Annotated in this window: 21 protein-coding genes and 1 tRNA gene; 6 read left to right on the top strand and 16 right to left on the bottom strand. The window is 42.1% G+C overall.

Annotated features, from left to right (window positions below; all coding sequences use genetic code 11):
- Positions 1 to 218: 218 nt before the first annotated feature.
- The 4 genes from PseudUWO310_RS19870 to PseudUWO310_RS19855 all read right to left on the bottom strand — a co-directional run bounded on the left by PseudUWO310_RS19870 (position 219) and on the right by PseudUWO310_RS19855 (position 3,696).
- Positions 219 to 1,079, bottom strand: a complete 861-nt coding sequence (locus tag PseudUWO310_RS19870; protein WP_143122204.1) for a carbohydrate ABC transporter permease — start codon at positions 1,077 to 1,079, stop codon at positions 219 to 221.
- A gap of 63 nt (positions 1,080 to 1,142) precedes the next feature.
- Positions 1,143 to 2,012, bottom strand: coding sequence for a class D beta-lactamase (gene blaOXA, locus PseudUWO310_RS19865; RefSeq protein ID WP_223805769.1), 870 nt, complete (start codon positions 2,010 to 2,012; stop codon positions 1,143 to 1,145).
- Between the two features lie 116 nt (positions 2,013 to 2,128).
- Positions 2,129 to 2,650, bottom strand: coding sequence for a cupin domain-containing protein (locus PseudUWO310_RS19860; RefSeq protein WP_143122203.1), 522 nt, complete (start codon positions 2,648 to 2,650; stop codon positions 2,129 to 2,131).
- Between the two features lie 140 nt (positions 2,651 to 2,790).
- A complete protein-coding gene (locus tag PseudUWO310_RS19855) occupies positions 2,791 to 3,696 on the bottom strand; it encodes a carbohydrate ABC transporter permease (RefSeq protein WP_143122202.1) in 906 nt (301 codons plus the stop codon).
- 281 nt (positions 3,697 to 3,977) lie between these two features.
- Between PseudUWO310_RS19855 and gcvP the strand changes: the two genes are divergently transcribed.
- A complete protein-coding gene (gene gcvP, locus PseudUWO310_RS19850) occupies positions 3,978 to 6,977 on the top strand; it encodes an aminomethyl-transferring glycine dehydrogenase (RefSeq protein WP_143122201.1) in 3,000 nt (999 codons plus the stop codon).
- Between the two features lie 31 nt (positions 6,978 to 7,008).
- Here the strand turns inward: gcvP and PseudUWO310_RS19845 are convergent, their stop codons facing one another.
- The 3 genes from PseudUWO310_RS19845 to ndhL all read right to left on the bottom strand — a co-directional run bounded on the left by PseudUWO310_RS19845 (position 7,009) and on the right by ndhL (position 9,401).
- Entirely contained in the window at positions 7,009 to 8,679 is a 1,671-nt protein-coding gene (locus PseudUWO310_RS19845) for a hypothetical protein (protein WP_143122200.1), read from the bottom strand.
- Complete coding sequence (locus PseudUWO310_RS19840) at positions 8,676 to 9,026, bottom strand: DUF3007 family protein (RefSeq protein WP_143122199.1); 351 nt, start codon at positions 9,024 to 9,026, stop codon at positions 8,676 to 8,678. Before PseudUWO310_RS19840 ends, PseudUWO310_RS19845 begins: the two co-directional genes overlap by 4 nt.
- Positions 9,027 to 9,170: 144 nt before the next feature.
- Entirely contained in the window at positions 9,171 to 9,401 is a 231-nt protein-coding gene (ndhL, locus tag PseudUWO310_RS24040; RefSeq protein ID WP_055073559.1) for an NAD(P)H-quinone oxidoreductase subunit L, read from the bottom strand.
- Between the two features lie 373 nt (positions 9,402 to 9,774).
- Here ndhL and rpsJ point away from each other — a divergent pair, with 373 nt between their 5' ends.
- Positions 9,775 to 10,089 (top strand): 30S ribosomal protein S10, encoded by a 315-nt coding sequence (gene rpsJ, locus PseudUWO310_RS19830; RefSeq protein WP_009625825.1) that lies wholly within the window; start codon positions 9,775 to 9,777, stop codon positions 10,087 to 10,089.
- A gap of 312 nt (positions 10,090 to 10,401) precedes the next feature.
- Here the strand turns inward: rpsJ and PseudUWO310_RS19825 are convergent, their stop codons facing one another.
- The 5 genes from PseudUWO310_RS19825 to PseudUWO310_RS19805 all read right to left on the bottom strand — a co-directional run bounded on the left by PseudUWO310_RS19825 (position 10,402) and on the right by PseudUWO310_RS19805 (position 14,549).
- Complete coding sequence (locus PseudUWO310_RS19825) at positions 10,402 to 12,108, bottom strand: diflavin flavoprotein (RefSeq protein WP_143122198.1); 1,707 nt, start codon at positions 12,106 to 12,108, stop codon at positions 10,402 to 10,404.
- A 453-nt stretch (positions 12,109 to 12,561) separates the two neighbouring features.
- Positions 12,562 to 13,035, bottom strand: a complete 474-nt coding sequence (locus tag PseudUWO310_RS19820) for a hypothetical protein (protein WP_143122197.1) — start codon at positions 13,033 to 13,035, stop codon at positions 12,562 to 12,564.
- A 152-nt stretch (positions 13,036 to 13,187) separates the two neighbouring features.
- Entirely contained in the window at positions 13,188 to 13,433 is a 246-nt protein-coding gene (locus tag PseudUWO310_RS19815; protein ID WP_143122196.1) for a GlsB/YeaQ/YmgE family stress response membrane protein, read from the bottom strand.
- Positions 13,434 to 13,468: 35 nt separating this feature from the next.
- Positions 13,469 to 13,981 (bottom strand): CsbD family protein, encoded by a 513-nt coding sequence (locus PseudUWO310_RS23815; protein ID WP_223805768.1) that lies wholly within the window; start codon positions 13,979 to 13,981, stop codon positions 13,469 to 13,471.
- A 310-nt stretch (positions 13,982 to 14,291) separates the two neighbouring features.
- Positions 14,292 to 14,549 carry a CsbD family protein gene (locus PseudUWO310_RS19805; RefSeq protein WP_143122195.1) on the bottom strand — a complete coding sequence of 86 codons (258 nt, stop codon included), beginning with the start codon at positions 14,547 to 14,549 and terminating at the stop codon, positions 14,292 to 14,294.
- 670 nt (positions 14,550 to 15,219) lie between these two features.
- On the opposite strand from PseudUWO310_RS19805, the gene PseudUWO310_RS19800 reads away from it, so the two are divergent.
- The 4 genes from PseudUWO310_RS19800 to PseudUWO310_RS19785 all read left to right on the top strand — a co-directional run bounded on the left by PseudUWO310_RS19800 (position 15,220) and on the right by PseudUWO310_RS19785 (position 19,933).
- Positions 15,220 to 16,695 (top strand): alpha-amylase, encoded by a 1,476-nt coding sequence (locus PseudUWO310_RS19800; RefSeq protein ID WP_143122194.1) that lies wholly within the window; start codon positions 15,220 to 15,222, stop codon positions 16,693 to 16,695.
- Positions 16,696 to 16,816: 121 nt separating this feature from the next.
- On the top strand, positions 16,817 to 18,178 hold the full coding sequence (gene miaB, locus PseudUWO310_RS19795) for a tRNA (N6-isopentenyl adenosine(37)-C2)-methylthiotransferase MiaB (RefSeq protein WP_143122193.1): 1,362 nt from the start codon (positions 16,817 to 16,819) through the stop codon (positions 18,176 to 18,178).
- Positions 18,179 to 18,267: 89 nt separating this feature from the next.
- A tRNA-Lys gene (locus PseudUWO310_RS19790) sits at positions 18,268 to 18,339 on the top strand.
- Between the two features lie 433 nt (positions 18,340 to 18,772).
- Positions 18,773 to 19,933 (top strand): glycosyltransferase family 4 protein, encoded by a 1,161-nt coding sequence (locus PseudUWO310_RS19785; protein WP_143122192.1) that lies wholly within the window; start codon positions 18,773 to 18,775, stop codon positions 19,931 to 19,933.
- Between the two features lie 12 nt (positions 19,934 to 19,945).
- Here PseudUWO310_RS19785 and PseudUWO310_RS19780 read toward each other — a convergent pair whose 3' ends face one another.
- The 4 genes from PseudUWO310_RS19780 to PseudUWO310_RS19755 all read right to left on the bottom strand — a co-directional run.
- Positions 19,946 to 21,604 (bottom strand): response regulator, encoded by a 1,659-nt coding sequence (locus PseudUWO310_RS19780; protein WP_143122191.1) that lies wholly within the window; start codon positions 21,602 to 21,604, stop codon positions 19,946 to 19,948.
- Positions 21,605 to 22,842: 1,238 nt separating this feature from the next.
- Complete coding sequence (locus tag PseudUWO310_RS19770; RefSeq protein WP_009626604.1) at positions 22,843 to 23,820, bottom strand: M48 family metallopeptidase; 978 nt, start codon at positions 23,818 to 23,820, stop codon at positions 22,843 to 22,845.
- 362 nt (positions 23,821 to 24,182) lie between these two features.
- Positions 24,183 to 24,713 carry a hypothetical protein gene (locus PseudUWO310_RS19765; RefSeq protein ID WP_143122189.1) on the bottom strand — a complete coding sequence of 177 codons (531 nt, stop codon included), beginning with the start codon at positions 24,711 to 24,713 and terminating at the stop codon, positions 24,183 to 24,185.
- A 672-nt stretch (positions 24,714 to 25,385) separates the two neighbouring features.
- A partial coding sequence (locus PseudUWO310_RS19755) for an ankyrin repeat domain-containing protein (RefSeq protein WP_223805767.1) occupies positions 25,386 to 26,050 on the bottom strand: 665 nt, incomplete at its 5' end.

The raw sequence follows: 26,050 nt of genomic DNA, 5'->3' as shown, positions 1-26,050 counted from the left end.
CTAGAACTAATCCTCCTCCCGCCTGTGCTTCTATTGCCAAACGCGAAAAGTTAGATTTTCGTATCGAATTTGCTCGTGTTACCCTTGTCTCATATTGAGACTCAACTGAGTTTTCTGCATCACTAAGGTCCATATCTTACGCATCATAAACTACCTTAAGTACGGACTAATGACAAGTACAAAATAGGTAAGGCGGCACTTCGCGCCGCCTTACCTATTTACCCCTTAACGCCTACACTCGCTTCTGTAGGAATGATATAGCGTTGTAGAAATACAAACACGATCGCCACAGGCACCATAGAAATTGCTGAACCTGCGGCGATTAAACGCCAATCCTCAGAAAAAGCACTGGCAAGACTAGCGATTCCGCGCGGTAGGGTATATAGCTCGGCTTTATCCACGATCGCTAATGGCCATAGAAAATCGCCCCACATCGCCACAAAAGTAAACACGGCTAGGGTAGTTAATGCGGGATATGCCGCAGGCAACATAATGTGCCACCAAATCCCTAAACTCGAACAACCATCCATCCTTGCTGCTTCTTCCATTTCCTTGGGTACGCTTTGAAAGGCTTGACGCAATAGAAAGATCCCAAAAGCTGAAATTACGTAGGGGAAAATTAAACCCGCATAGGTGTTTTTGAGATTTAGTTGTACTGCCAAGATATATAGGGGGATCATCGTAATTTGAAAGGGGATCATGGTCGTTCCCACGATCGCCCAAAAAATAGGATCTCTTCCTTTAAATTCCAGTCTCGCCAGAGGGAATGCGGCAAGGGAGCAGAATAGAAGATTAAGAATGACGGTGATGCAGGAAACAAAAAAACTATTCCAAAGATAAAGATCGAATCGAGAGTTTTGCCAGACCTTGATGAAATTTTCCAACGTGGGCTGGGAAGGCAATAGCTGCGGTACGGATTGGAAAATGTTTTCTGTGGGCGACTTAAAGGCGGTACTCACGAGCCAGAGTAAGGGAAATACCGTTACAGTAGCGATCGCGATTAAAAGCATAAATTGAGGAATATTTTTCAGGATATTAAATGATGATCTTTGGGATGATTTTTGGCTTTTTCTATTCATAATTAATAAAAATATCTTGGAATATTCTTTCTAGAAAAGAGCCGCGCAAAGCGCGGCTCTTTTCTAGTCAACGAGTTGTAAATCTCTCAAGGTATCAAATAAAATCTTTTTGCGAATGGGGATCATGTCAAACTTTGGATCTTGATTAGTCATATTCAAAGCATAGAAATAGACGTTATTATCTCTTTCGACATAACCGACGTACCAACCAATATTTTGCAACCCATCAACATTAATGCCCCAGCCAGTCTTACCCCGAAGGGTGTAATTTTCTTGACGCTCGATAACCATGATGTCCTTAACTGTATTTATTACCGCAGGAGAGAAGGGTAAATCGCCTTTGTATAGTTTGACTAAAAACTTAATCTGCTCCTCAGGCGAAATCCTTAGTTTACCTTTCAACCAAAAAGTATCAATTTTATCTTCTATATTTTGATTGCCGTAGCCAGCAGCTTGAATATACTTCGCCATCCTCTCCTTGCCAACGCGTCGCGCTAAGTCTTGATAAAACCAAACTACCGATCGCTTAAAAGCTGTCCGCATGGTTTGGTCTTGATTCCAATCGGGAAAGGATGGATTGCTAACTCCATTCCAAGGAATTACGGTATTTTCATCGGCGATCGCCTTGGTCTCAAGGGCAACCAATGAATTAAAAATTTTAAAAGTTGAGGCAGGAATATAGCGCTTTTGACAGTGGAGGGAGTTGTAGCGAATATAGCGATCGCGTTTGAGGTCGTATAAAACAAAACAACCCTCAGATTTTGCCTCCTGTAAATTTTGAGCTAAATGACGAGAAAATTGGGATTGAAAGTCTAGATTTGTTTTGGGGATGGTGGTTTGCTGATCTTGAGAGAATGCTGAAGGAGCGATCGCCAAAGAAATACAAAATAGAAATAGTAGAGAATAAATAGTTTTAGAAATAGTTTTAGGCATGGGTTTCAAACATTAGTAATATAGTTATCGCCAAATGTACTAGGACATAAACCCCAAGAATTGACTGGCGGCGCGAAGCGCCGCCAGTCAATTCTTGGGGTTTGATTTGTCCTAATTCAAGTGACTGTAGCTATATTGTCAAAATCGACAATTTGCCTTTGCTGGTGACTCCGAAAATTGCGTTTTTGTTTCTTTGGATATTCAGATATATCAAAATCTAATCTTTCTCCACCCATCAAATAAACCAAGTCCTCTGCAAAGGGATTCCGCATTCCATGCGGCAAAGATGGGGCAGTAAATCCCATAAAATCCCCTGCCCCCACTTCAATTTCGCGATCGCCGATTTCCGCGATTCCGCGACCAGAAATAATATAAATAAATTCTTCCTCATATTCATGGAAATGAAACTCCGTTGTTTCTTTCCCCGATTCAACTCTTACCAAATGAATTCCCAGATTTTTCATGCCTACTAAATCACTGAGCGACTTAGTATTTCTCACAACATTAGCGTTAAGAAAATGTAGCTTTGTAACCTCTGGTAAATTGGCAATATCACTCGCTGTTAGTAAATGCGGAACTTGATGATCGCTCGGCTTATTATTACTCGAATTATTACTTGGTATATTATCGCTTGGCATGACTTCTGTTTTTTAATTGTTTTCTAATATTTTCCAAATCAATATGGGCAGAGTCTCTAATTAAGTGGGCTTAATTAAATATAAAACCCTAAAACCTACGGCGCAGGTTTTAGAGCTGAATTTTAATTATGCTGAGGTAATTAGATAATTACCTTAGCGGGATTAATAAATTTAAAGGTTAGGATTGAAATAATAAAGATGATTAGAAATAAAAACACTCCGATCGCCGATGCATATCCCATTTCTAAACTGGTAAAACCTTTGTCATATAAATAGTAAACAACGGTTTTAGTACTATTCGCAGGGCCACCTTGAGACATGATATAAACTTCTTCAAAGACTTTCATTGCACCAATCGCAGAAATTACTGCCACTAAAATAATATATGGCTTCATTAGCGGAATGGTAATATCCCAATGCTTTTGCCAACCGTCAGATCCATCAATTGCTGCCGCCTCATACAAGTCGGCAGGGATCGCCTGCAATCCCGCCAGATAAATTACCATATAGTAGCCAACACCTCGCCATACAACTACGGCGATAATGGCAAAGATAGCGGTTTTCGGATCGGTAAGCCAAGGAATTGTTACAGATTGAAATGAGATCGCCGAAAGAAAATAGTTTAAGATTCCATTCTGGGCGTAAACCCACTTCCAAGCAATTCCTGCCACGACCACAGAAACAATTACTGGGAAGTAATAAATTGCCCTAAAAAAATTAATACTGCGTAATTTTTGATTGACTAATATTGCTAAGAATAGAGGTAAAACAACTAGGCTCGGAACTGCAAATATTAAGTAGGTGAGGGTGTTACCTAGGGTTTTCCAAAAGGTTTGATCTTTGAAAAGGTTTATATAGTTGCGCCACCCCGTAAAGGTTGGGCTGCCGACAAAATCATAATCAGTAAAACTCAGATATATTGCCTGTAATACTGGTAAAAATGAAGTTAGACCAAGAAAAGCGATCGCGGGTAATAGAAATAGGTATGGAGTCCAAGAAAATTTCTTACCTAGTTTTTGCCGTTTTAGTTTTACATCGATCTGCATAAAAAGTCTTAAATATGGTTTGGGATAATTGTGGTTTGGATGAGTTAGGAGCAATCGCGGAAGTAATTTTGTCTGTCAGAGCCAGATATGCACAAAAGCGTCTGAATATAAATATATAAATACCGATGGTGATGAAGATTATACAGATCTATAGCAATCCTAAATGGTTTGTGGAAGCGTCCCACCGAAGGGGGCGCTTCCACAAACCATTTGTAAGTAATGCTTAACACTTTGTAATAAATTTGTAATAGCATAGACATATTTACCCAAGCCACAAATCTATGTTGGAACCTTCGCTCACCGTGACAGCCCAAGATTCTTCGATCGCCGAAACCACAAAAATAGAAGAATCGAGGGTTCCAGCCCTTTCCCCAGATCCCAACCATAGCGACTACTTAGCAAATTGCCTCATTGCAGATTGCCTCAGTAATGATGCACTTGCCCCAACTGATAGTTTTATTCGCCGTCATATCGGTGTAACCTCCGCAGAGATTCAGCAGATGCTTGCTGCGATCGGTTGTGAATCTCTCGATGAAATGATCGATAAGACCGTTCCTAAGGCTATTCGCACTAGGCAGCCATTGCAATTGGGGGAAGCGCGCGGGGAATACGAGTTGCTACAGGAATTGAAAGCGATCGCCTCAAAAAACCAAGTTTGGCGATCGTATATTGGCACTGGCTATTACAACTGCATCACGCCACCGATTATTCAGCGCAATATTTTAGAGAATCCAGGGTGGTATACCCAATACACTCCCTACCAAGCTGAAATCGCTCAAGGGCGTTTGGAAGCCCTACTAAACTTCCAAACTATGATTATCGATTTAACGGGTTTAGAGATTGCCAATGCTTCGCTTTTAGATGAAGGAACAGCGGCGGCTGAAGCAATGACAATGGCGGCAGGACTTGCCAAGAACAAAGGTAATAAATTCTTTGTATCGGCTGATTGTCATCCGCAAACGATCGCTGTTGTGAAAACCCGCGCAATTCCCTTAGGGATTGAAGTGGAAATTGCCAAACATGACGAATTTATATTTGATGAGAGTTACTTTGGCATTTTGTTGCAATATCCTGCTAGCGATGGCGCGATTTATGACTACAGCCCATGTATTCAGCAAATTCACGATCACGGTGGCTTAGTGATCGTTGCTGCCGACCTACTAGCGCTTACTTTGATTAAAGCTCCCTCCGAGTTAGGGGCTGATATTGCGATCGGGAGTGCCCAGAGGTTTGGCGTTCCCTTGGGCTATGGAGGTCCCCATGCTGCTTATATGGCGACAAAGGATGCCTACAAACGACAAATGCCAGGACGCATGATCGGCATTTCTAAAGATGTCCATGGTCGTCCCGCCCTACGTTTAGCTCTACAGACCCGCGAGCAGCATATTCGCCGCGACAAAGCAACCAGCAACATTTGTACAGCGCAGGTTTTGCTGGCGATCATGGCGAGTATGTATGCGGTCTACCACGGCGCATCAGGGTTAAAGCGGATTGCCCAGCGAGTACATCTCTTAGCTTCGACCCTTGCTGGAGCCTTAGAGAATTTAGGACATACCGTTACGCATCACTCTTTCTTCGATACGATTCGGATAGAGTTGAACGGGCTCTCAATGAATGAAGTTAGAATCCGAGCCGCTGCCAAGCAAATTAACTTACGCTACTTTGAAGATGGTGCGATCGCCATTAGTTTAGATGAAACCGTCGCCAAACAAGATTTAACCAATCTAATCGAAATTTTTGCTAGCGAGAAAATATCTAATTCCCAATCCCCAATCCCCAATCCCCAATCCCCAATTCCCAATTCCCTAATCCGTAATTCCTCCTATCTCACTCATCCCGTATTCAATTCCTATCATTCTGAATCAGAACTACTCCGTTATATCTATCGTTTGCAAGCGAAGGATCTATCCTTAACAACATCAATGATTCCCCTCGGCTCCTGCACGATGAAGTTAAACGCCACTTCAGAAATGCTTCCCGTTACATGGGCTGAATTTGGGAACATTCATCCCTTTGTGCCATTAGAACAAACCCAAGGCTATCAAATTCTTTTTCAACAATTAGAAACTTGGCTGGCGGAAATCACTGGTTTCGCGGGAGTGTCGCTTCAGCCGAATGCAGGTTCTCAGGGAGAATATGCGGGACTACTGACTATTCGCGAATATCATCTCCATCGCGGACAAACCAATCGCCATATCTGCCTCATTCCGACTTCAGCCCATGGGACTAATCCTGCTAGCGCTGTTATGGCTGGGATGAAGGTGGTCACGGTAAATTGCGATCGGGAAGGCAATATTGATGTCAATGACCTGAAAGAAAAAGCCGCAAAGCATCAGTATGAACTTGCTGCTCTCATGATTACCTATCCTTCAACCCACGGTGTATTTGAAGAATCGATCAAGGATATCTGTGACACCATTCACTATTACGGTGGGCAGGTCTATATGGATGGCGCAAACATGAATGCCCAAGTTGGGCTTTGTCGTCCAAGGGATATCGGTGCGGATGTCTGCCACTTGAATTTGCACAAGACTTTTTGTATCCCCCATGGTGGCGGCGGTCCTGGAATGGGACCAATTTGCGTCGCACCGCAGCTAGTACCATTTTTACCAAAACATCCTTTTACGGCTAATCCCGATCAAACAACCATTTCGGCGGCTCCTTGGGGTAGTGCGAGTATTTTGACAATTTCATGGGTATATATTGCTTTAATGGGAGCGAAGGGGCTTAAATTGGCGACAGAGGTGGCGATTTTGAATGCTAATTACATGGCGCATCGTCTTGCTCCCCATTATCCAATTCTCTATAAGGGTAAAAATGGGTTTGTTGCCCATGAATGTATTATCGATCTGCATGATTGCAAGGCGATCGCAGGGATTGAGGTGGATGATGTGGCAAAGCGCTTGATGGATTATGGTTTCCATGCACCCACCATGTCATGGCCAGTCGCGGGAACGATGATGATCGAGCCGACGGAGAGCGAGTCGAAGGCGGAACTCGATCGCTTCTGTGAGGCGATGATCGCAATTAAGCAAGAAGTCAAGGCGATCTCCATTGGCGATCTCGATAAACTTGATAATCCCCTCAAAAATGCGCCACATACGGCGGAATCTCTCTTAGCCGACCAATGGGCTCACCCCTATACCCGTCAACAAGCAGCCTATCCCGCGCCTTGGCTAAAGGAACATAAGTTCTGGACGAGTGTTGGACGGATTGATAATGCCTTTGGCGATCGCAATTTTGTCTGTTCTTGCCTACCGCTAGAAGCCTACGAAGCCTAGACTCAAATAAAAGCCCTGCTTCGCAGGGCTTTTATTTGAGAATCACCACTTCACCACGCTCATTTGCCGCATTAAATTCTGCCCCAAAATCACAGGTCGAGATATCGCCTAGCTGAATATTCTGCTCAAAATTTGGCAAATAGACGTAGATTTCTAGCGATCGCAAACAGAGGGAAAGGCGCGTGATTTCAATGGACTCTTCCACAACATCACAGCCAAATAGATTATGTTGCAAAATATGGGCGATCGTCTCCGCAGGGGTTGTATAGGCGATCGATTCGACATCATTGGTAAACTTGGTTAATAAATGATAGATGCGCTCATGTTCAGAAAGCAAAAACTCTAAGGCCGTGACCAGAAATACCCCAGCCCCACATTTGGGATGCAAAACTTTAACCTTTAATAAACGCTCTTGATATTCTTGGCAATAGGCTAGAGTATCTTGAGTGAATCGGCGATCGCCATCACGAGGAATCTTGGATATAGATAGGTGCTGTTTCAAAACCCGAATTACTGATTCACTTTGCAAAATCGCTTTACAAGGCAATTTGGGAATGCGGCGTTTACTGAGATTGCTCAGATCTTTGCGATATTGTGATAATTCCTTGATCGATTCATCAAAAAGACAGGTAAGGATATGACGGGTGATATCTTCGCAAAAGTCAAAACGGGTAATCTCTTTAATCTGACGGCATAATTCATCACCCACAAATAAAGCCCGATCTAGAATCGGATCGCTCGCGAATAGCCCCGATGGATAAGCATTGATCGGCATGGAATAATTAGCATTACCATTTTGTACCCAACCAAATATTGCTTTATAGTTTTCCCAAATTGGTTGCTCGATATAGGGATTTACAAATTCGTAGGCATCCTTAATTAAGTTGGCAGGTAATAGCTGTCGGTCTTCGCAGTAAGCGATAAATAAGATGCGGTTTAATAATTTTTGGGCTTGATAAATGGCGATCGCGATCGCATCTTCCGCCTTAATCTGGAGATTGGCTTGTAGAGACTGCGAAGGATGGGCTAACAATTGCAAACGATAGCGGAAATCCTTAATTAGCTGACTGCGAATTTTGTAGTAGTGACTGTAAAAATTTTTGAGAAATTCCGATTCGAGTTGGTGTGACTCCTCTAGTAAATGGGTAGTTCGCGATCGTTCTTCACTATTAGCAATTCCCCTGAGTAAAGTTCGTCGCGACAGCAAAAAATAAAAAGCCTTGAACTGATCTAAATCCGCCAAAGACTCCCAAGAAAATCGCTGACAGAACAAACTCGATACGTCACGGTGGTAAAGACAAATTTCTCGATAATCTAAAACAATCAGCCACTCAGTTGTTTCATACTCTGGTTCGGGCTTAACGATTGCTCCCTCTTCCGCCGTATTAACCCTAACTTCGGCAATTACATTGACTGAGGTTTCGGTAAAAAAGCCAAGGGCAGGATTGGGGTGTAATTCTAGCTCCCACGCACCACCACTGGTTTCAAAAGGAGACTTATATCCTAAAATATCAACAAAAATATCATGCAAAAATTGCGCTTCAGCAATTAAATTTGATGGTTCCCCATCACTGGCAAAATACAGCCACTTCTGGACTATCTGAAAACGTTCTCCCAAATCTCTTGGGAAACCAAAAGAACTAATTCGCTTTGTGAGAGGTTTCGGATGAAACAGTGAGTAGTAAGGCGATCGCTGATTCATTCATCTTTGACGGCTTTTTGATCGATTGGTTGAACTTGTCGAACTAACTGATGCTCGGCTTCTACTTCTGCAAGTAAAACATTCCGCTCCTCAGGTGACATTTCCTCTAAACGCTTAGCCAAGAATGCTTTTTTGTAATCATCAAGCTGTTGGTTATAGGTCATAGTTTGCGTAACGGCTCGAAATACATAGGTCGAAATCCAAGCTATTAAAACACCAACTAAAACCACTTGGCTCCATACCCCTGCATTGGTTGTATCGAAACCATAGGCTCGAAACATCCAAAAGGCGAAACCACCAAATCCAAAAAAAGCTACCATAATTGCTATGGCATCAATACGGCGCATAGTTTTAATCTCTAAGGGCTTCCTTCCAGCAGAAATATCTCCCGCTATTGGCTAAAATCTGACGATCACGAACCTATTTATCCTAAAGATAAAACCTTAAAGATAAAATATTTAAGGTTTTATCCTTAGGATTATGACCTAATCTCAAACGGCTCTTGCTTGAGGACGAAAATTAAAGAATGGGGATAGTAATAATAGTCCAGGAAAGAAGAAAAAGGCTAAAAAGCAGAGAAATACTCTTTCTAGAGAACCTGTTTTGTACCAACGTGCTTTGAAATAAAAGAGCACTAACAGGGGGATTACCAGTAAATATGCACCTGCGATCGTCGCATAGACAATGGGCGCGAAAAAGGGAGATGTAAGCAGTAATGACATATTTCTAAATAGAAGAGTTATGTAGATATATTTCTGAGTTAATTGTAACAGTAAAGGATCTCCTGTTATCGATGCACCATAGCCTCTAAGTACCTCAGCATAATTAAAATCCCGATCTAAAGCCTGCGGCGCACGCGCAGCGTGCACCGCAGGCTTTAGGGTTTTATATTTAATTAAGCCCACTTAACTTACTGTAAAATCAGGTATTTCCCGATATTTGCAAATATTTGATTGAAAATAGCTGCTAATGGGGATTTCCTTCTCAATTTACCAGTTAAATTTTGGACTAAACAAAAATTTAGTTTGATTTTAATCTCCTAGAGTGCTAATATAAGAAACGCTGAAAATTTTACCCGAATAAATTCCTAAGACTGTGGCACCTCAACAACAAAAGATTCGGATTCGTCTCAAAGCTTTCGATCATCGCCTGCTAGATTCCTCTTGCGAAAAAATCGTCGAAACTGCTAATCGTACAAACGCTGCGGCTGTTGGTCCTATTCCTCTACCAACCCGCCGTCGTATCTACTGCGTCCTAAGATCGCCCCACGTAGATAAAGATTCTCGCGAACATTTTGAAACACGTACCCATAGTCGAATCATTGACATCTATCAGCCTTCGGCAAAAACTATCGATGCACTCATGAAGCTCGATCTAGCAGCAGGTGTTGACATCGAAGTCAAACTTTAAAGTTCATCTTTATAGTTAATAGTTTCAAGATAGTAAATTTCAACAGATTCACAACTAAACAAAAGTCCAGACTTTTGAAAGTACATAATTAGCGACCAAAGATCGGCTAGTGATTACTTTCACAACTCTGGGCTTTTTTATTCAATTTTTATTTAAGCAGTCAAGAGGACATAAACCCCAAGAATTGACTGGCGGCGCGAAGCGCCGCCAGTCAATTCTTGGGGTTTGTTAGCTATAGCTACTTAACGCAAGTGCCGACTGCTATTGATCCCAAAGAGAGTTGTGGCGCTTTGCGCCACAACTCTCTTTGCGCTAGTAATTACTGGCAGTTTTACGGTGATGAATGGCAGTTAGCCCGTTAGATTGCAATAGCTTGCCATTTTCAACGATCGCATAAACAATCCAGTGATCTCCACATTCCATGCGCTGGGAAACTCGACATTCTAAAAATGCCAATCCGTCATTGAGAATCAGTCCTCCTTCAGTTGGTTCGACTTGGATATTGATAAAGCGATCTTCTCCAGGAGCAAATTTTTTCATGAAATGTTTGCGGAGTTGTTTACCCTGTTCGAGGATATTGATGACAAAGCGATCGCCTTCATATAGGTAAGATTCGATCGCTCGATCCTTAGCAACAGCGATCGTTAATCCTGGAGGATTAAAAGTTGCCTGTGATACCCATGAGGCGAGCATTGCGGTGGAAACTTCGCCACGCTTCACGGTCAAAACGCAGAGAGAACCAACAATCCGCCCCACGGCTTGCTCGACGGTACTGCCAGGATTGAGCGTCGTCCTCACCTTTTTCGCAATTTTTAGCATTTGCGCAAAATCCGTACCTGTCTCTTCGCAAATTTGTAAAGTTGCTTCGGTCGGTGTGAACTTAATTCTGATTGGCTCAAAGGCAAGCGTATAACCCGCATCTTTTAATTTGCCAGAGATAATATCCACGGCTTCGCCACTCCAGCCATAGGAGCCAAATACACCTGCCTGATAGCTTTTGGTCGCAGTAGAGAGGACGATTCCTAGAGCCGTTTGTACCTGCGTGGGCAAATGCCCTGCTAAGGTGGGCGAACCGATCAGGAATCCCGATGATTTTTCGATCGCATTTTTAATTTCCTCTGGTTCGGCGTTTTCGCAATTGATCAACTCGACAGCCACACCTGCTTTAGTAATGCCTCGCGCTAGGGCATTGGCGATCGTGGTGGTATTGCCATAGGCGGAGGCAAATAGTAAAGCGACCGAGATGCTTTGTTGTTTTTGATTTTCGCACCATTGGCGATAGAGATTGACTAGTTCGTGCAAGCCATAGCGCAACATTGGTCCATGTCCAGGGGCATAAAAAGCCGCAGGAAAATCGCTTATTTTATCAAGGGCCGCTTCCACTTGACGGACTTGGTTTGCCATCGTGCTGTCAAAGTAATAACGGCGATCGCCTAATAATTGACTCCACCCTTCGTCAAATACCTGATCCCCGCAAATATGCGCTCCAAAAAATTTGTCGGTATACAAAATATTGGTTTTGGAGTCGTAGGTGCAGAGTTCGTCAGGATATCGCGGTGTGGAGGTGGGAATAAATTTAAGAATATGATCCTTACCAAGATCGAGGGTTTCTTCACCCCGTACAACTTGGATTTTTAGTTCGCGATCGCTTCCTAAACTCTGCCGTAGGGCGATCGCCCCCGCATTTGTACAAATAAAGGTAATGCGGCTATTAATTTCCAGTAATTCCTTGAGGGTTTCGATGCGGTTTTGGTTGACATGTCCGAGGATCACATAACTGATATCGAGAATATTGATCCGTTTGCGGAGCTCGTTTAGATAAATCTCGGTAAATGTTCCACCTGGGGGATCGATTAATGCTGACAAAGCCCCTTGAATTAAAAAAGAATTTGCAGTAGTTCCTTTCTCGAGGGCATATTCAATTTCAAAACGCAAGCGATTCCAACTGCGCGATCGCAAGGCAAAAGTTTCGGCGGCAATATATATTGCTTGTACATCGCGGGGCTTAGTTTTAGTCACGATCGCTGTCTCCAAACTATTAAGATAACTACTCAGTCATGAGTAAACTTCGTTATTTTAATCATAGCTATCAAGCGCTCCTCCCTAATCAAGAATTTATACCAATTCAAAATACCCCCCCTAAAAACAATGCTGTTTTTAAAATTAAAAGCCTTACTACAACTGCGTTCTACAGAACTTAACCCCTGTCATACTTAAGAAAAATGATACCAATTTAGAGTTCTTATGGGGTAGATAAGAAATATAGCTGTCGCCAGTTTTGTTAGGACAAAATCTCTCTCAAAGCCCGTTTCAAACTATCCCGAACTCACCTTATACCAATCCCCAAAAGTGTGGCTACACTTTTGGGGATTGAAAACTAAACCCAGTAAGGGTTTTAAAATCACCAAATGGCGATCGCCATTAGGGACTTGCTATTAATTAATACCAAATCACCAAATGGCGATCGCCAAACTAATTATTTGAACCTGAAGTCGGTGTTGGCGATGCCGTCTGGGGTTTTGGAGTGGCAGCAGGCGTAACGGCTTGGGGTTGAGCCGTCACTGTCGCAGTCACGGTGGGCACTGGTACAGGAACAGCTTGAGGGGCGACCGTAATCTCAACCTTGGGAGTTGGTTGAACGGTAGCAGGTACTTCTCTAATTGTGGTGTTATTCCGTTCGATTACCGTGGATTTATTCTCTCTTACCGTATCAACGGCACTCGGCATCAAAACTGGCGTTGGGGCTGGGCGATTATTGACGAAATAGGCAATAAACCCTGCTCCTACTGCTAGGAATAGCAAAACACTGATAAATACAACATTAGAACTATTATCATTGGCAACTTTTGTTGTGCGTTGTTCTGAAACTTTATATCCATTTGCAGGAATATTGGAATCAGAACTAATCTTTTTAGTAATAATTTCCTTCTCGATTTCGTCAGCCATGATTTTCTATAGACCTTATATTGTTTGATTCGACGGGAAACTTGCTAAGTAATACCAATTCCCAAAATGGCTACGCCATTTTGGGAATTGGTATAGGGTTTTTCAGAGCTCAAAATGGCGTTGCCATTTTGAGCTCTGGTATGAGCTATCTACTACGCTGACCTAATGAGACGCAATCCAAAGAGAAGTACAACTGCACCAATAGTGGCAACAATCAAACTACCAAGTAATCCACCACCTGTTGCTACCCCAAAGGTACTGAAGAGAAATCCGCCAAGTAATGCCCCAATCACACCAACAATGATGTCTCCAAGCAATCCAAAACCTCCACCTCTTACCATCTGTCCTGCCAGCCAACCAGCAACCAAACCAATTAAAATAAACCAAATGAAATTCATATATTTACCTCCTTTTCTGCATTAAGTTCGCCGAACTATTCAAACAAGCCTTTAACTTTGTCTTTGGCATCTTCCAGCAGATTGCGAGTCTTTGCTTCCGCTTGCTTTGCTTTCCCAATAAGCCGATCTTGGGGATCGCCTTTCACATTACCGATCGCTTCTTGTACTTTTCCTTCTATATCTTTAGAACTTGCTTTAATGCGTTCGGGCATTTTCAATTTATCCTTGAGATTATCCTTGAGATCTTCGGTTGCATTCCGAACATCGGCTTCGGCTTGTTTTGCCTTTCCCATAACTTGATCTTTAGTGTCACCCGTGACATTGCCGATCGCTTCTTGCACTTTTCCTTCTATATCTTTGGTCGCGGCTTTTACTCTCTCTACCGTAGCAATCAAAGTAGCAGGAGCATAGAACCTTGCTTGAGTCGCTATAATTTCTACTGGATTTGCTGCATATAGATTCTCAACGCGAAGCATAAATACTAAGCCAAAGGAGAATAGTGAAAGCAAACCAACAGTTAGAAGCGATCGGCAAATTTGTAAAAGCATGTGAGTTCCTAATTAATTCCTAATGGGTTGACAAACAATTAAAAATAATCTCCTTAGATAAGGATAAATCAATGAAATCCTTGGAGGACGTAATACCAAGTTAAGAAATGGAATAGCCATTTCTTAACTTGAAAACCTTACTAGCCTTGGTTTTTAATTCGCAAAAATGTTCTCAAACTTTCGTGAATTGATGCAAGCAATATAGTTCAGTGATATGCTTAATTTCCTAATAATTTAAAATCTTTAAAAAACTAAAAATATTAAACATACTTTAAACATACTAAAGATATATTGCTCAGAATAACTGACATTAATCAGCTTTATCTTTAACCTTGTTAGCTTGATCTTTTACACCATCAGCCACATGTTGAGCCTTATCTTTGATAACTTCAGCAACTTCTTTAGCCTTGTCTTTGACATCTTCAGATGCATTGCGAACATGGGCTTCAACCTGTTTCGCTTTGCCTTCGGTTTGTTTTGCGGTATCACCAGTAATATCGCCTACGACTTCTTCAATCTTTCCTTCAATATTTTTAGCAGTCGCCTTAGCTCTTTCTTGTAAGCTCATAGTTGATATCCTCATTCCTATTTGTAATTGATGTCTTGCCTAATAATTACTGTGACCGAGTAATGATTGATTTATTGAATGAAATGAGCGATTTGATGGATTACTACATAAAACGCAATAATACTGATATAATTAATTGGTCATATGTCTTTTGGTGGATCGATATCCTGAATTCCTTACAACTATAGGATGAAGCTGAAACCTGAAAGAATAGGTTAGAATCGTTTCGTAGATTACCTTTGTCTCAACTTTTAAGAATTAATTTCTTCCTTAGTTTTGCGATTATGCAAGCATTGCTTTGTCTGTAAATAATTTGGCATAGTTAAAAACAGAAACTAGAGCGCGTAATTCTTACCACGTAATCTATTCGTGTTTTTAATTTTAGTTTTTCTATGTCTAAATTCTATTTCAGTATTCTATTTCAGTCGTTAAGTAACTAGGCGCAATTAAATATAAAACCTCAAAACCCTTAGCGTAAGCGCAGTTTGCGTTACAGGTTCTGATTCTAGGTCTTAATTATGTCCAGCTACTTAAGTAGCTAGGCATAATTAAAAACCAAAGCCAGAGAGCGTACCGCCTGCGTAGCGAGCGGCAAGATCTTCTAGGTTTTAAGTTTACTTATGCCTAGCTACTTATTAATTATTAGTCATTATTATAGAGGAATAAAACCATGTCTGATCGGAATGGTGTGATGATGCAGTACTTTCACTGGTATATGCCTGATGATGGTAGTTTGTGGAATCAAGTTGCCGAGAAGGCAGAGGAATTAGCCAAAATTGGGATTACTTCTCTTTGGCTCCCCCCTGCCTATAAAGGAACAGGTGGTGGGATGGATGTGGGCTATGGCATTTACGATCTGTTCGATCTTGGTGAATTCGATCAAAAGGGTTCGGTAAGAACTAAGTATGGTACTAAAGATGAATATGTTCGCGCCATTCAAGTAGCGCAAAAGGCGGGAATTAGTATTTATGCTGATGTGGTCTTTAACCATAAGCTCGGAGCCGATCGCGCCGAAGAGGTGGAAGCAATACCCCTCAATACTGAGGATCGCAATCAACCAATCGGAGAATATCAAACGATCAAAGCTTGGACTCACTTCACCTTTGAGGGACGCAAAGGTAAATATTCGACAATGGAATGGCACTGGTGGCATTTTGATGCGATCGATTACAACGTCTATAATGAGAGCGAGAATGCCATTTACTTGCTCAAGGGTAAGTCTTTTGATACCGATGTAGACCTAGAGAAAGGGAATTTCGACTACTTGATGGGTTGCGATCTTGACATGCAAAACTCGGAAGTAAAAGGAGAACTTAAATATTGGGGAGAATGGAATTATGATACGACCAATGTGGATGGATTCCGTTTTGATGCTGTCAAGCATGTATCCGCAGGGTTCTTTCAGGAATGGCTTGAACATGTGCGCCACCATGCAAAACGCGATCTCTATGCGGTAGGTGAATATTGGTCTTACGAAGTTGAAGCTCTGAATAACTTTATCGCCGTTACCGAAGGCAAAGTCGATTTATTTGATGCACCCTTGCATTTGAATTTCCATCTCGCCAGCCAAGCGGGTGAGAACTACGACCTCAGTACAATTTTTGATAATACATTGGTGCAGGTGCAGCCCACACTTGCAGTCACCTTGGTCGATAACCATGATTCTCAGCCTTTACAGTCCCTAGAATCGATTGTTGAGGCTTGGTTCAAACCTCTTGCCTATGCCCTGATCTTGCTACGTCGTGAAGGATATCCCTGTATCTTTTACGCGGACTATTATGGAGCCCATTATAAAGACTGGGGCAAAGATGGGAATGAGTACGAAATCTGGATTGAGAGTCATCAATGGTTGCTGGATAAGTTTCTGTCGGTTCGACAAACCTATGCCTATGGCGATCAAATTGACTATTTCGATCATCCTAATACAATTGGCTGGACGAGATTGGGAGACGAGGAACATCCTGATGGTATGGCGGTAGTCATGAGTAATAGTGAGGAAGGTCGTAAATGGATGAATATCGGACACCCTAACAGTACCTATATCGATATCACTGAGCATATTGAAGATCCCGTCAGCACAAACGATGAGGGATGGGGCGAGTTTCGTTGTACTGGTGGCTCGGTCTCAGTGTGGATTAAAAGCTAAATAGCCAAACATCAAAGCCTATGTTGCCCGCAACGCGAGCAACATAGGTCGATCTTTCCCCAAACAAGCGGAAAGATATTAGAATAGGACAGCAATCTTTTCGGCTTGGTTAAACACGTTCATGACTGTTCAGAATCCCCAGAAATATCACATCGTAACTTTCGGCTGTCAGATGAACAAAGCCGATTCCGAGCGCATGGCAGGCGTTTTAGAGGATATGGGCTATCAGTCAACGGAGGAAAGCGAAGAGGCTGATCTGATTTTGTATAACACCTGTAGCATTCGCGATAATGCCGAACAAAAGGTTTACTCATACTTGGGCAGACAAGCTAAACGCAAACGCGATAATCCTAACTTAACCCTTGTCGTGGCTGGATGTGTCGCGCAGCAGGAAGGCGAAGCTTTATTAAGAAGAGTTCCCGAACTAGATCTAGTTATGGGCCCTCAGCATGTGAACCGCCTTGGGCATTTGCTCGAACAGGTTTTTAATGGCAATCAAGTTGCGGCTACCGAAGAAGCTTATATCGAAGAAGATATTACTACTCCACGCCGCAATAGCTCTGTAGCGGCTTGGGTAAATGTTATCTATGGATGCAACGAAAACTGCACTTATTGCATCGTCCCCTCCGTGCGCGGGCGAGAGCAGTCGCGCACACCCGAATCAATTCGGCAAGAGATCGAAAAGCTGGCTGCCCAAGGCTACAAAGAAATTACTTTGCTGGGGCAAAATATCGATGCCTATGGGCGCGACTTACCCGCAGGTGGTATCGGTGCGGGTGTGGGAGGCAAGATTACTTTTACCGATTTACTCTACTATGTCCATGACATTGAAGGCATCGATCGCATTAGATATGCCACTAGCCATCCCCGCTACTTTAGCTCTCGACTGATTAAAGCCTGTGCTGAACTGCCCAAGATTTGTGAACATTTCCATATTCCTTTCCAGTCTGGTGACAACGATATCCTGAAAGCCATGGCTAGGGGCTATACCCACGAGCGCTATCGCCGCATCATTGAGGATATCCGTGAAATTATGCCCGATGCCGCCATTACTGCTGATGCGATCGTTGCCTTTCCTGGGGAGACCGAGGAGCAGTTCGAGCGGACGTTGCAATTGGTAAATGACATTGGCTTTGATCTGGTTAATACGGCAGCCTATTCTCCTCGTCCAGGGACACCTGCAGCTGTGTGGGACGATCAATTAAGTGAAACCGTCAAAAGCGATCGCTTACAGCGGTTGAACCATGTAGTCAATCAAAATGCCGCCGAGCGCTCTCAGCGCTATGCAGGACGCATTGAGGAAATCATGATCGAAGGCACAAACCACAAGAACCCCCTACAGATTATGGGGCGTACTCGTACCAATCGTATTGCCTTCACAGAGAACACAACGGGGCAATCATTAGCAGAACTAATCGGTAAGACTATTATTATAAAAATTACTGAGGTAAGACCTTTTAGTTTGACTGGTGTAATTTGCTAAACCTATGTTAGACTAGCTAAGCGCGTGAACGACAGATGTACTAAAAAAACACAAAAGTACAAATAAGTTTTCATAAGCTTGATTTCCGAGGGTCGCTAGCTCAATGGTAGAGCACTCGGCTTTTAACCGAATTGTTCCGGGTTCAAATCCCGGGCGACCCATAAAATAGTTAACCCTGATTGGTGGTGCTCCGCACCACCAATCAGGGTTTTATACCCTATCAGGACATAAAACCCCAAAGAGAGTTGCCGCGCTCCGCGCGGCAACTCTCTTTGGGGTTTTGATTTTGCCCTAACAAAACTGGCGGCAGCTATAAATATGAAATCCTAAAACCTGCGGCGCACGCTGCGCGTGCGCCGCAGGTTTTGGGATTTTAATTATGCTGAGGTACTTATAGCTACAGTCACTTGACTGAGGACAAATCAAACCCCAAGAATTGACTGGCGGCGCGAAGCGCCGCCAGTCAATTCTTGGGGTTTATGTCCTAATACACTGGACGACAGCTATAAATGATCCAACAGAAAAGACCGACTGTATAATTTGTGCCGCCGCTAGTTTTGGTATTATACCTTTGACAATAATGTGGTGTAGCTCATGCATATTGCATGGTTAGGTAAAAAATCCCCTGCTTGTGGCAACGTGACCTATAGTCGCGAAATTACCAATGCATTACTCGATCGCGGACATCGAGTCAGCTTTATGCATTTTGCTCCTGAGAATGACGCAGACAATGAAGAGCCAGAAGAACATACTCCAGAAACGCAGGATGTCACCTTACCTTTTCTTTATAAATCCACTATTTATACGGTTCCATCCTTAAGAGCTAATAAAATCCTCGTCGATTCCTTGCGATCGCTAAAGCCCGATCTCATTCACGCTTCTCTTGCCATTTCTCCGCTTGATTTTCGTCTACCCGAAATTTGTGCCGAACTGGATCTACCCCTCGTCGCCACCTTTCACCAACCCTTCGATCTCAAGCGGCGCAACCTTGCCTCAAGTACACAGCAGCTCACCTACCAAATTTATGCCCCATCCCTAGCTGATTACAACCAAGTTATTATTTTTTCTAATATTCAAAAAGAGCTTCTTAATAAACTTGGTGTTCCCAATACTAGAATTGCAGTTATTCCCAATGGGGTAGATAGCGATCGCTATTCTCCAGGAGCTTCAAATATTAAGAATGAGCTTAACGCCGAAGTCCTATTTCTCTATCAGGGACGTTTAGCTGCTGAGAAAAATGTCGAAGCTTTGCTCAAAGCATGGCGTAAATGTCGATTGCCCGAAGGTTGTAAGTTAGCGATCGTGGGTACGGGTCCTTTGCTGGCGGGTTTAAAGACCTTTTATGGTAATGATCCGAGCATTATTTGGATGGGATATATTGCGGATGAGCAGAGACGTATCGAAATTTTGCGCGGAACAGATGTGTTTATCTTGCCATCCCTAGTTGAGGGGCTGTCATTATCATTGCTGGAGGCGATGTCCTGTGGTGTGGCATGTATTGCTACGGATGTGGGCGCTGATGGCGAAGTAATCGAAAATGGGGCAGGAATCGTGCTTGACTCCCATCGAGTGACCTCGCAACTTTGTACGCTTTTACCACTATTTGTCGATCATCCTGAAATGGCGAAAATTATTGGTATTAAGGCAAGACAAAGAGTCTTAGATCGTTATACCTTAGTAAAAAATATCGATCGCCTAGAAACTCTCTATGAGCAAACCATGAGCCAACAATGGGTGAGAGTCAGCGCTTTCTAAGTTATTTCTGCGCTATTTCAATAGGTCTTTGATGGTCTGGGATAAGACCTTAAGTTTTACGGGTTTTGATAGATAATGATTTGCCCCTGCAATCAAGCATCTTTGGCGATCGTCCGCCATTGCTAAAGCTGTTAAAGCAATAATTGGTATATTAATCAATTCAGGATCAAGACGAATCTGTCTGATGGCTTCTAGCCCATCCATTTCAGGCATTTGGATATCCATCAAAATCAGATCGGGATGGTGCTTTTGGGCAAAGGCGATCGCTTCTTTGCCATTATTCGCAAATAGTAAACGGTAACCAATCGCTTCTAGGTAGCTAGAAATGGTAATGATATTGGTTTCATTATCCTCAGCTAACAGGATGAGCGGCGAGGAAAATTCCTTTGATGATTTTTTCTCGGAGTCTAGGGTGAGAGTAGACTCGGAACTAGCTCCGACTTTATTGGCTAATTTAGAGGCACTTGCCGAAACTACACAGGGAATCTCAACCGTGAAGCAACTGCCAACACCTAACTCACTCGTCAGATCTACATTCCCGCCATGAAGATCAACTATTCGTTTTACCAGAGACAATCCTAATCCTGTGCCCTCATAGTTACGATTAAGAGCGCTATCAATCTGGATGAAGGGTTTAAATAATTTCGATATATTTTCAGGAGCAATACCAATGCCCGTGTCTTTTACAGAAATGCGAAGAAATTCTTTGGCGATCGCCGTTTCGGAAACATCTTTTTTGACAGTGCTTACTTCAAGCATGACCTGTCCGCCATTGGGGGTAAATTTGACTGCATTAGTTAGCAAATTGATTAAAACTTGACGAATACGCAACTCATCTATCCAGAGATGGGGCAGATTTGGAGGAAGATAACTGCGAAGGTAGATCGATTTTTTGACAGCTTGGGGTCTGATAAATTCCAGACTAGCTGTGCAAATTGGTTCTATACCAACGGCTATGCAGTTTAGCTCTAGCTGTCCCGATTCGATTTTCGCCACATCGAGAATATCGTTGATGAGGGAGAGCAAATGCGTACCGCTTTGTTCGATAGTCTGTAAAACACTATTCTGTTTTGGATTAATGCTGCCAAACACCTCATCCTGAAGTCCTTCAGTAATACCTAAAATGGCATTGAGGGGAGTGCGGAGTTCGTGGCTGATATTGGCTAAAAATTGACTCTTGGCAAGGTTGGCTTCTTCGGCGGCTAGCTTTGCCTTTTGCAAGGAAATAACTTGACGGTTGACCTCCTGCTCGAGATCTTGAGTTAATCTTCTTAACTGTAAATGGGTTTTAATTCTAGCAATAACTTCTTGGTATTGAAATGGTTTGGTAATATAGTCCACGCCCCCCAGCGCGAAACTTTTGATTTTGCTATCGATATCATTTAAAGCCGTCATAAATATGACGGGGATATCTTGGGTTAACGGATTGCTTTTGAGATGCTCGCAAACTTCAAAGCCGTTCATGTCAGGCATTCTAATATCTAGCAAGATCAATTCAGGTACTAACCTTCCAAATTGCCGCCCAATCTGTTTGAGGGCGCGATCGCCACTAGTAGCGATCGCTACGTCATACCCCACCGTACTAAGAGTTTCCGAAAGAACTTCCAAATTAGCAGGAATATCATCCACAATCATAATCAGTCCTTTAGAATCGTCGGGTTCGGTAGTCATAATTTTAGTTGTTTCTAAGGATTGTGGAATTCAAGAAAAAGTTGATCGTCCAGTAATAAATGGATTGCGTATATTGGGCATATTTGCGAGGCAATTTTTTAGGAATAAAAATTGATAATTACCCAAATCATGAGAGGTTACTTGAAATACTTTCTAAAAAGACTATATAAAAACTACGTACTTCGATCGGAATAAAAATAGATAACAGTGCTAAATGACAGGGTTCCAATAAAAATATTTTATTTTATTTTTAGGAGTCGCCAAAAAATATAAACAAGATATAAATAAGATTCTTTGAATTTAAAAAATAAATTGTAGAGGTGGTCAAATTTTATCACAGTATATGCTCTGTGCTAATTTCAAGAAGACTTAGGGCAAGCTATTTACTTTCTAACAAGGACTAGATACCGTTGTATTTCATCCTTGAATTGGCAAAAATATTATTTTCCGCAAGAGCTTTTAGCAGTAAGAGATTAAGGATTTTTAGATTTTATAAAATTATAAAAAAATCCCTTCCATTTGTTGCCGATTAACCAATTTTAGTAAAAAATCATAACTTTCAATGCGTAAATTACCCTCCCAATATTTAATTATTACATAAGTAGCTAGGCATAATTAATTACAAACCAAAACCCATAAAGTTGCGCTCCGTAGGGGCACAACTTTATGGGTTTTGGTAATTTATTTTGCACAAGCACTTAGCCTGAGGTACTTATTGCTATAGAGTTGGATCTGTTTTTTAGATTTATATAAATCCAATCAAATTTAATAACTAATTCAGCATAGTTAAAAATTAAAATTATTGAGCATAATGCTTTTATACCAATTCACGAAAGTGTAGTCACACTTTCGTGAATTAAAAACTAAACCTAGTAATACCAAATCACAAAATGGCTACGCCATTTTGTGATTTTAAAACCCTTACTGGGTTTGTTTTTCAATTCCCCAAAGTGTAGCCACACTTTGGGGAATTGGTATAAGTAGCTAGGCATAATTATAGCGATCGCCAAATGTACCAAGACATAAACCCCAAGAATTGACTGGCGGCGCTTCGCGCCGCCAGTCAATTCTTGGGGTTTCAAGTGAAAAAAACAAAACCAGAGAGCAGACCGCCCGCGCAGCGGGCGGTCTGCTCTTCTCGGTTTTAAGTTTACTTATGCCTAGCTACTTAATACCAAGTTAAGAAATGGCGTAGCCATTTCTTAACTTGGTATTACTTCTTAAGCAAGGGAGTGGCATTATTGACGCTTAAGACGGTTAATTTCGTCTTGCAGTTCGTCAATTTGGCGTTTCAAGCGTTCTGCTTCACTTTCAGACTTGTTCTCTTTCTTTGGAGATTGAGAAACATCAACGGCTCCAGTCGTATCGCCTCGCTTGTAATTGCCAGACTTGATATTGCGATAATCTTCCGACTCAGCCCATTCGCGAATATAATGAACGCGCTCTACGGGAAAAGGATGGCTGAGCATGGAACCAGCCCCGAAACCGTTGTAGAGCATGAATTTATAAATTTGATTGAGATTATCCTTATCAAGTTCTTGATAGGCTTCCGATTGCCGAATAAATTCGGGCAAGCTTAATTCATGGGCAAAGGCGGAACTTCCTCCCGATAACTTCATCATCGTGGAGAGGACGGTATCTAGTTCGTTGGTGACTAATAGGGCGGCGCGATCGCTCGATAATTCCGCCTTGCGTCGCCATTCAAAGAAAGCATAAATTAAGCCACTACTGACGATACCACCCAAGCCAAAGGTCATTTCACTAATGGTTGAGACAATGCTCATCACCCACATTGCCATCTGGATCAGGGTTGTGTGACCGCATTTGATATGTCCAAGCTCATGGGCAAGCACCGCCCGAATTTCCTCTTCGGTAAGAAGGTCTAACAGTCCTGAGTTAATCACTATATAGGGGTGATCTTTGCCGAGAGCGTAGCTATTGGCTACGGGATTTTGGGAGACGAATAGAGTGGGTTCGGGCTGAACATCAAGGTCAGCAACGCATTCTCTAAAGATCCGATGAATTGTCGCGTATTGTCGGTGATTTACTTGAATGCTATTGCCAATGTGGTAAATCGTCTGCGGACGCTCGTACATAAACTCGACAAATTTCCCTGCCACGAGGTCAAATCCGGGGACGCTGCGGAGGGCTTGTTCGGCTTGGCGATCGAGGGGATGTCGAAAGGCTTCGCTAGAAATGCCTGTATAACGTGGCATAGGTTTTGATATCTACTGAGATATACATGATTTTCTCCATTTTATCCCAAAGTTATTAAGCTTTATTTTTGTTAACCTATGCGTTTGAGTGTGCGAGCTATATAGGGCACATATAGCTGTCGCCAAGTGTATTAGGACATAAACCCCAAGAATTGAGTGGCGGCGCTTCGCGCCGCCACTCAATTCTTGGGGTTTGATTTGTCTTCATTCAAGTGACTGTAGCTATAACTGACGGCAGCACGTAGTCTCATATTGGTGAACATTGCAAGGTAAAAGCCTATTTTCAGCACTTGCATCCTATTGATGAATAGGAGATTAACAAGATTTAAACTGGAGGTACTTCTGACAATTTTTAGGTGGGCTTATTGTGGTAGTAGGGGGATAACCTTGATAACCTTGATGGGAATGATGGGAACAAAGCCTTGGTTTAGGGGCTTCCAGTCTCCTGAAATTTTTAGTTTATAGTTTATTTGCACAGGCTCAGCATTAGCATAAGCAGAAACCGTGAGAACAAATGACTGTTGTTTATCAGTACCAAAAGAGCAGTTTGAAGTGTGTTGAGTTGCGAAGTAAAGGGAATCAGAACAATATGATTGTTCAATTTGAGAGGGTTTAGATAAAACCCAAGAAAATACTGCCCCCTTATTATCTTTAGGAGAAATGGTGGTATCAATTGTGATCTTACCGGGCCCTGCTAAGAAAGTGAGATAGTACTTTGTTGGTGTTTTGGAAGATACTAGAGAACCAGAATACTCACCGCTAGTTAACAAAGTCGGTTTTTTGGGGTCTGTAGAGGGTTGGGCAGCATTAGCTACTGGAGTAAATAAAGAAGCTAGGCTGAGTATGCATGTAGCTAAGATGACAGAGTGTTTGATAGCAGGCTTAAACTTCATGTTTTTGAGTTTAGGGTTTACAAATGTGGGATTTAGGGAATGCCAAGAAAACAAATTACCATAAATTACCCAATGCGAACATGCTCATGCAGGTATCAAGCGTTATAACGCGGTAACGGCAGTTTATCGCAATCGTGTACCTGATTTTGATGACCGTCTTATGTTGAATGAGGCTGGCTTATAGAACTTCTATTTGGACGCTTCTTCAAAACAGATGGAAAGAGCAAAATCTCCTCTAATCATTGCTTTTGTTTCCCAACAGGTCTATTGACAGGCTATACCTTTGGGAGCTTTTTTTGATCTTTTTGACCCCAACGAACTTCTCAAACACCCTCTTAAGAAAATTACTTGGATATTTAGATGGAGAACTTTGAAACAGTAGGATAGATTTTAAGTGAATTTATTTGGTGCGTTCCATTTCATGAACATACCCTACGCTACTGCGTAAAGATTCTGGCTTTTGCGAATTAGCGGCGTGATTTTTGTATGGATTCGGCAAAAGTTTTACTAGGTAAGGATTTCACTAATTTGAGAAGGTGTCAGATAAAGGTAGCACCCTTCCAAATCTAAAAAATACCAATCACTTTTCTTTTGAAGTGAATGCTCATCAGTCTTAGATTATAGTTGATCGTTTGAATACATAAAATATTCCTAAAGATAACGATCACCACTCTACTCGATAGCACCTGCTTCTAGTAGAAGTCGAACAGCTTCAGTATTTTTGTTACCCCTAGCATATATCAGTGCAGTTCTTCCAAGCTTGTCTTTAACAGAATGCTCTGCACCAGATTTAAGTAAAATAAGACATAGTTCATGACCAATTTTATTGTTTCGGATACAGGAACCCATTAAAAGAGTAAGTCCACTATCAAATTTATAATTTACGTTAGCTCCTTTATCAATAAGGAGATTTATAACATCACTACTGTAATGTCGACTTGCAATTGCACATGCAAGAGGACTTGGGTTTCCTATGTTTGGATCAGCACCTCCATCAAGGATTACCTTGATAATCGATTCATCAGAGAACCTTTCACATGCTCTCATAAGTACAGTGTGTTCCGACTCATCATAAGCATTTACATCTGCTCCTTTAGAAATCGCCTTAATTATTTTCAATTTGGAAGAATCAGATCTAGAAAGTAGATGAAATAGTTCAAGCGTTGCTTCATTCAAAGGCTCTCTAAGTAGTTTTTCCCTGACCTTAATCAGAGCGTGTTTGAGAAGTTTTTGGCAATAAAAAAAGGTGAAAAAAAGCTCCCAAAGGTATAGTCTGTCAATATACAAAAACAAAGACAGCCTTATGGAAGCAACAAAGAAATCATACCCCACAGACT

Origin of the sequence: Pseudanabaena sp. UWO310, from assembly GCF_006861605.1 — a bacterium.
Classification (GTDB): domain Bacteria; phylum Cyanobacteriota; class Cyanobacteriia; order Pseudanabaenales; family Pseudanabaenaceae; genus Pseudanabaena.
Note: the sequence above shows the minus strand (reverse complement) of the source record. Positions and strands in the feature narration are given on the sequence as shown.

Coding starts and splice junctions, on each gene's coding strand:
- PseudUWO310_RS19870 (WP_143122204.1), bottom strand. CDS start 1,079: ATGAATAGAAAAAGCCAAAAATCATCCCAAAGATCATCATTTAATATC.
- blaOXA (WP_223805769.1), bottom strand. CDS start 2,012: ATGCCTAAAACTATTTCTAAAACTATTTATTCTCTACTATTTCTATTT.
- PseudUWO310_RS19860 (WP_143122203.1), bottom strand. CDS start 2,650: ATGCCAAGCGATAATATACCAAGTAATAATTCGAGTAATAATAAGCCG.
- PseudUWO310_RS19855 (WP_143122202.1), bottom strand. CDS start 3,696: ATGCAGATCGATGTAAAACTAAAACGGCAAAAACTAGGTAAGAAATTT.
- gcvP (WP_143122201.1), top strand. CDS start 3,978: ATGTTGGAACCTTCGCTCACCGTGACAGCCCAAGATTCTTCGATCGCC.
- PseudUWO310_RS19845 (WP_143122200.1), bottom strand. CDS start 8,679: ATGAATCAGCGATCGCCTTACTACTCACTGTTTCATCCGAAACCTCTC.
- PseudUWO310_RS19840 (WP_143122199.1), bottom strand. CDS start 9,026: ATGCGCCGTATTGATGCCATAGCAATTATGGTAGCTTTTTTTGGATTT.
- ndhL (WP_055073559.1), bottom strand. CDS start 9,401: ATGTCATTACTGCTTACATCTCCCTTTTTCGCGCCCATTGTCTATGCG.
- PseudUWO310_RS19820 (WP_143122197.1), bottom strand. CDS start 13,035: ATGGCTGACGAAATCGAGAAGGAAATTATTACTAAAAAGATTAGTTCT.
- PseudUWO310_RS19815 (WP_143122196.1), bottom strand. CDS start 13,433: ATGAATTTCATTTGGTTTATTTTAATTGGTTTGGTTGCTGGTTGGCTG.
- PseudUWO310_RS23815 (WP_223805768.1), bottom strand. CDS start 13,981: ATGCTTTTACAAATTTGCCGATCGCTTCTAACTGTTGGTTTGCTTTCA.
- PseudUWO310_RS19805 (WP_143122195.1), bottom strand. CDS start 14,549: ATGAGCTTACAAGAAAGAGCTAAGGCGACTGCTAAAAATATTGAAGGA.
- PseudUWO310_RS19800 (WP_143122194.1), top strand. CDS start 15,220: ATGTCTGATCGGAATGGTGTGATGATGCAGTACTTTCACTGGTATATG.
- miaB (WP_143122193.1), top strand. CDS start 16,817: ATGACTGTTCAGAATCCCCAGAAATATCACATCGTAACTTTCGGCTGT.
- PseudUWO310_RS19785 (WP_143122192.1), top strand. CDS start 18,773: ATGCATATTGCATGGTTAGGTAAAAAATCCCCTGCTTGTGGCAACGTG.
- PseudUWO310_RS19780 (WP_143122191.1), bottom strand. CDS start 21,604: ATGACTACCGAACCCGACGATTCTAAAGGACTGATTATGATTGTGGAT.
- PseudUWO310_RS19770 (WP_009626604.1), bottom strand. CDS start 23,820: ATGCCACGTTATACAGGCATTTCTAGCGAAGCCTTTCGACATCCCCTC.
- PseudUWO310_RS19765 (WP_143122189.1), bottom strand. CDS start 24,713: ATGAAGTTTAAGCCTGCTATCAAACACTCTGTCATCTTAGCTACATGC.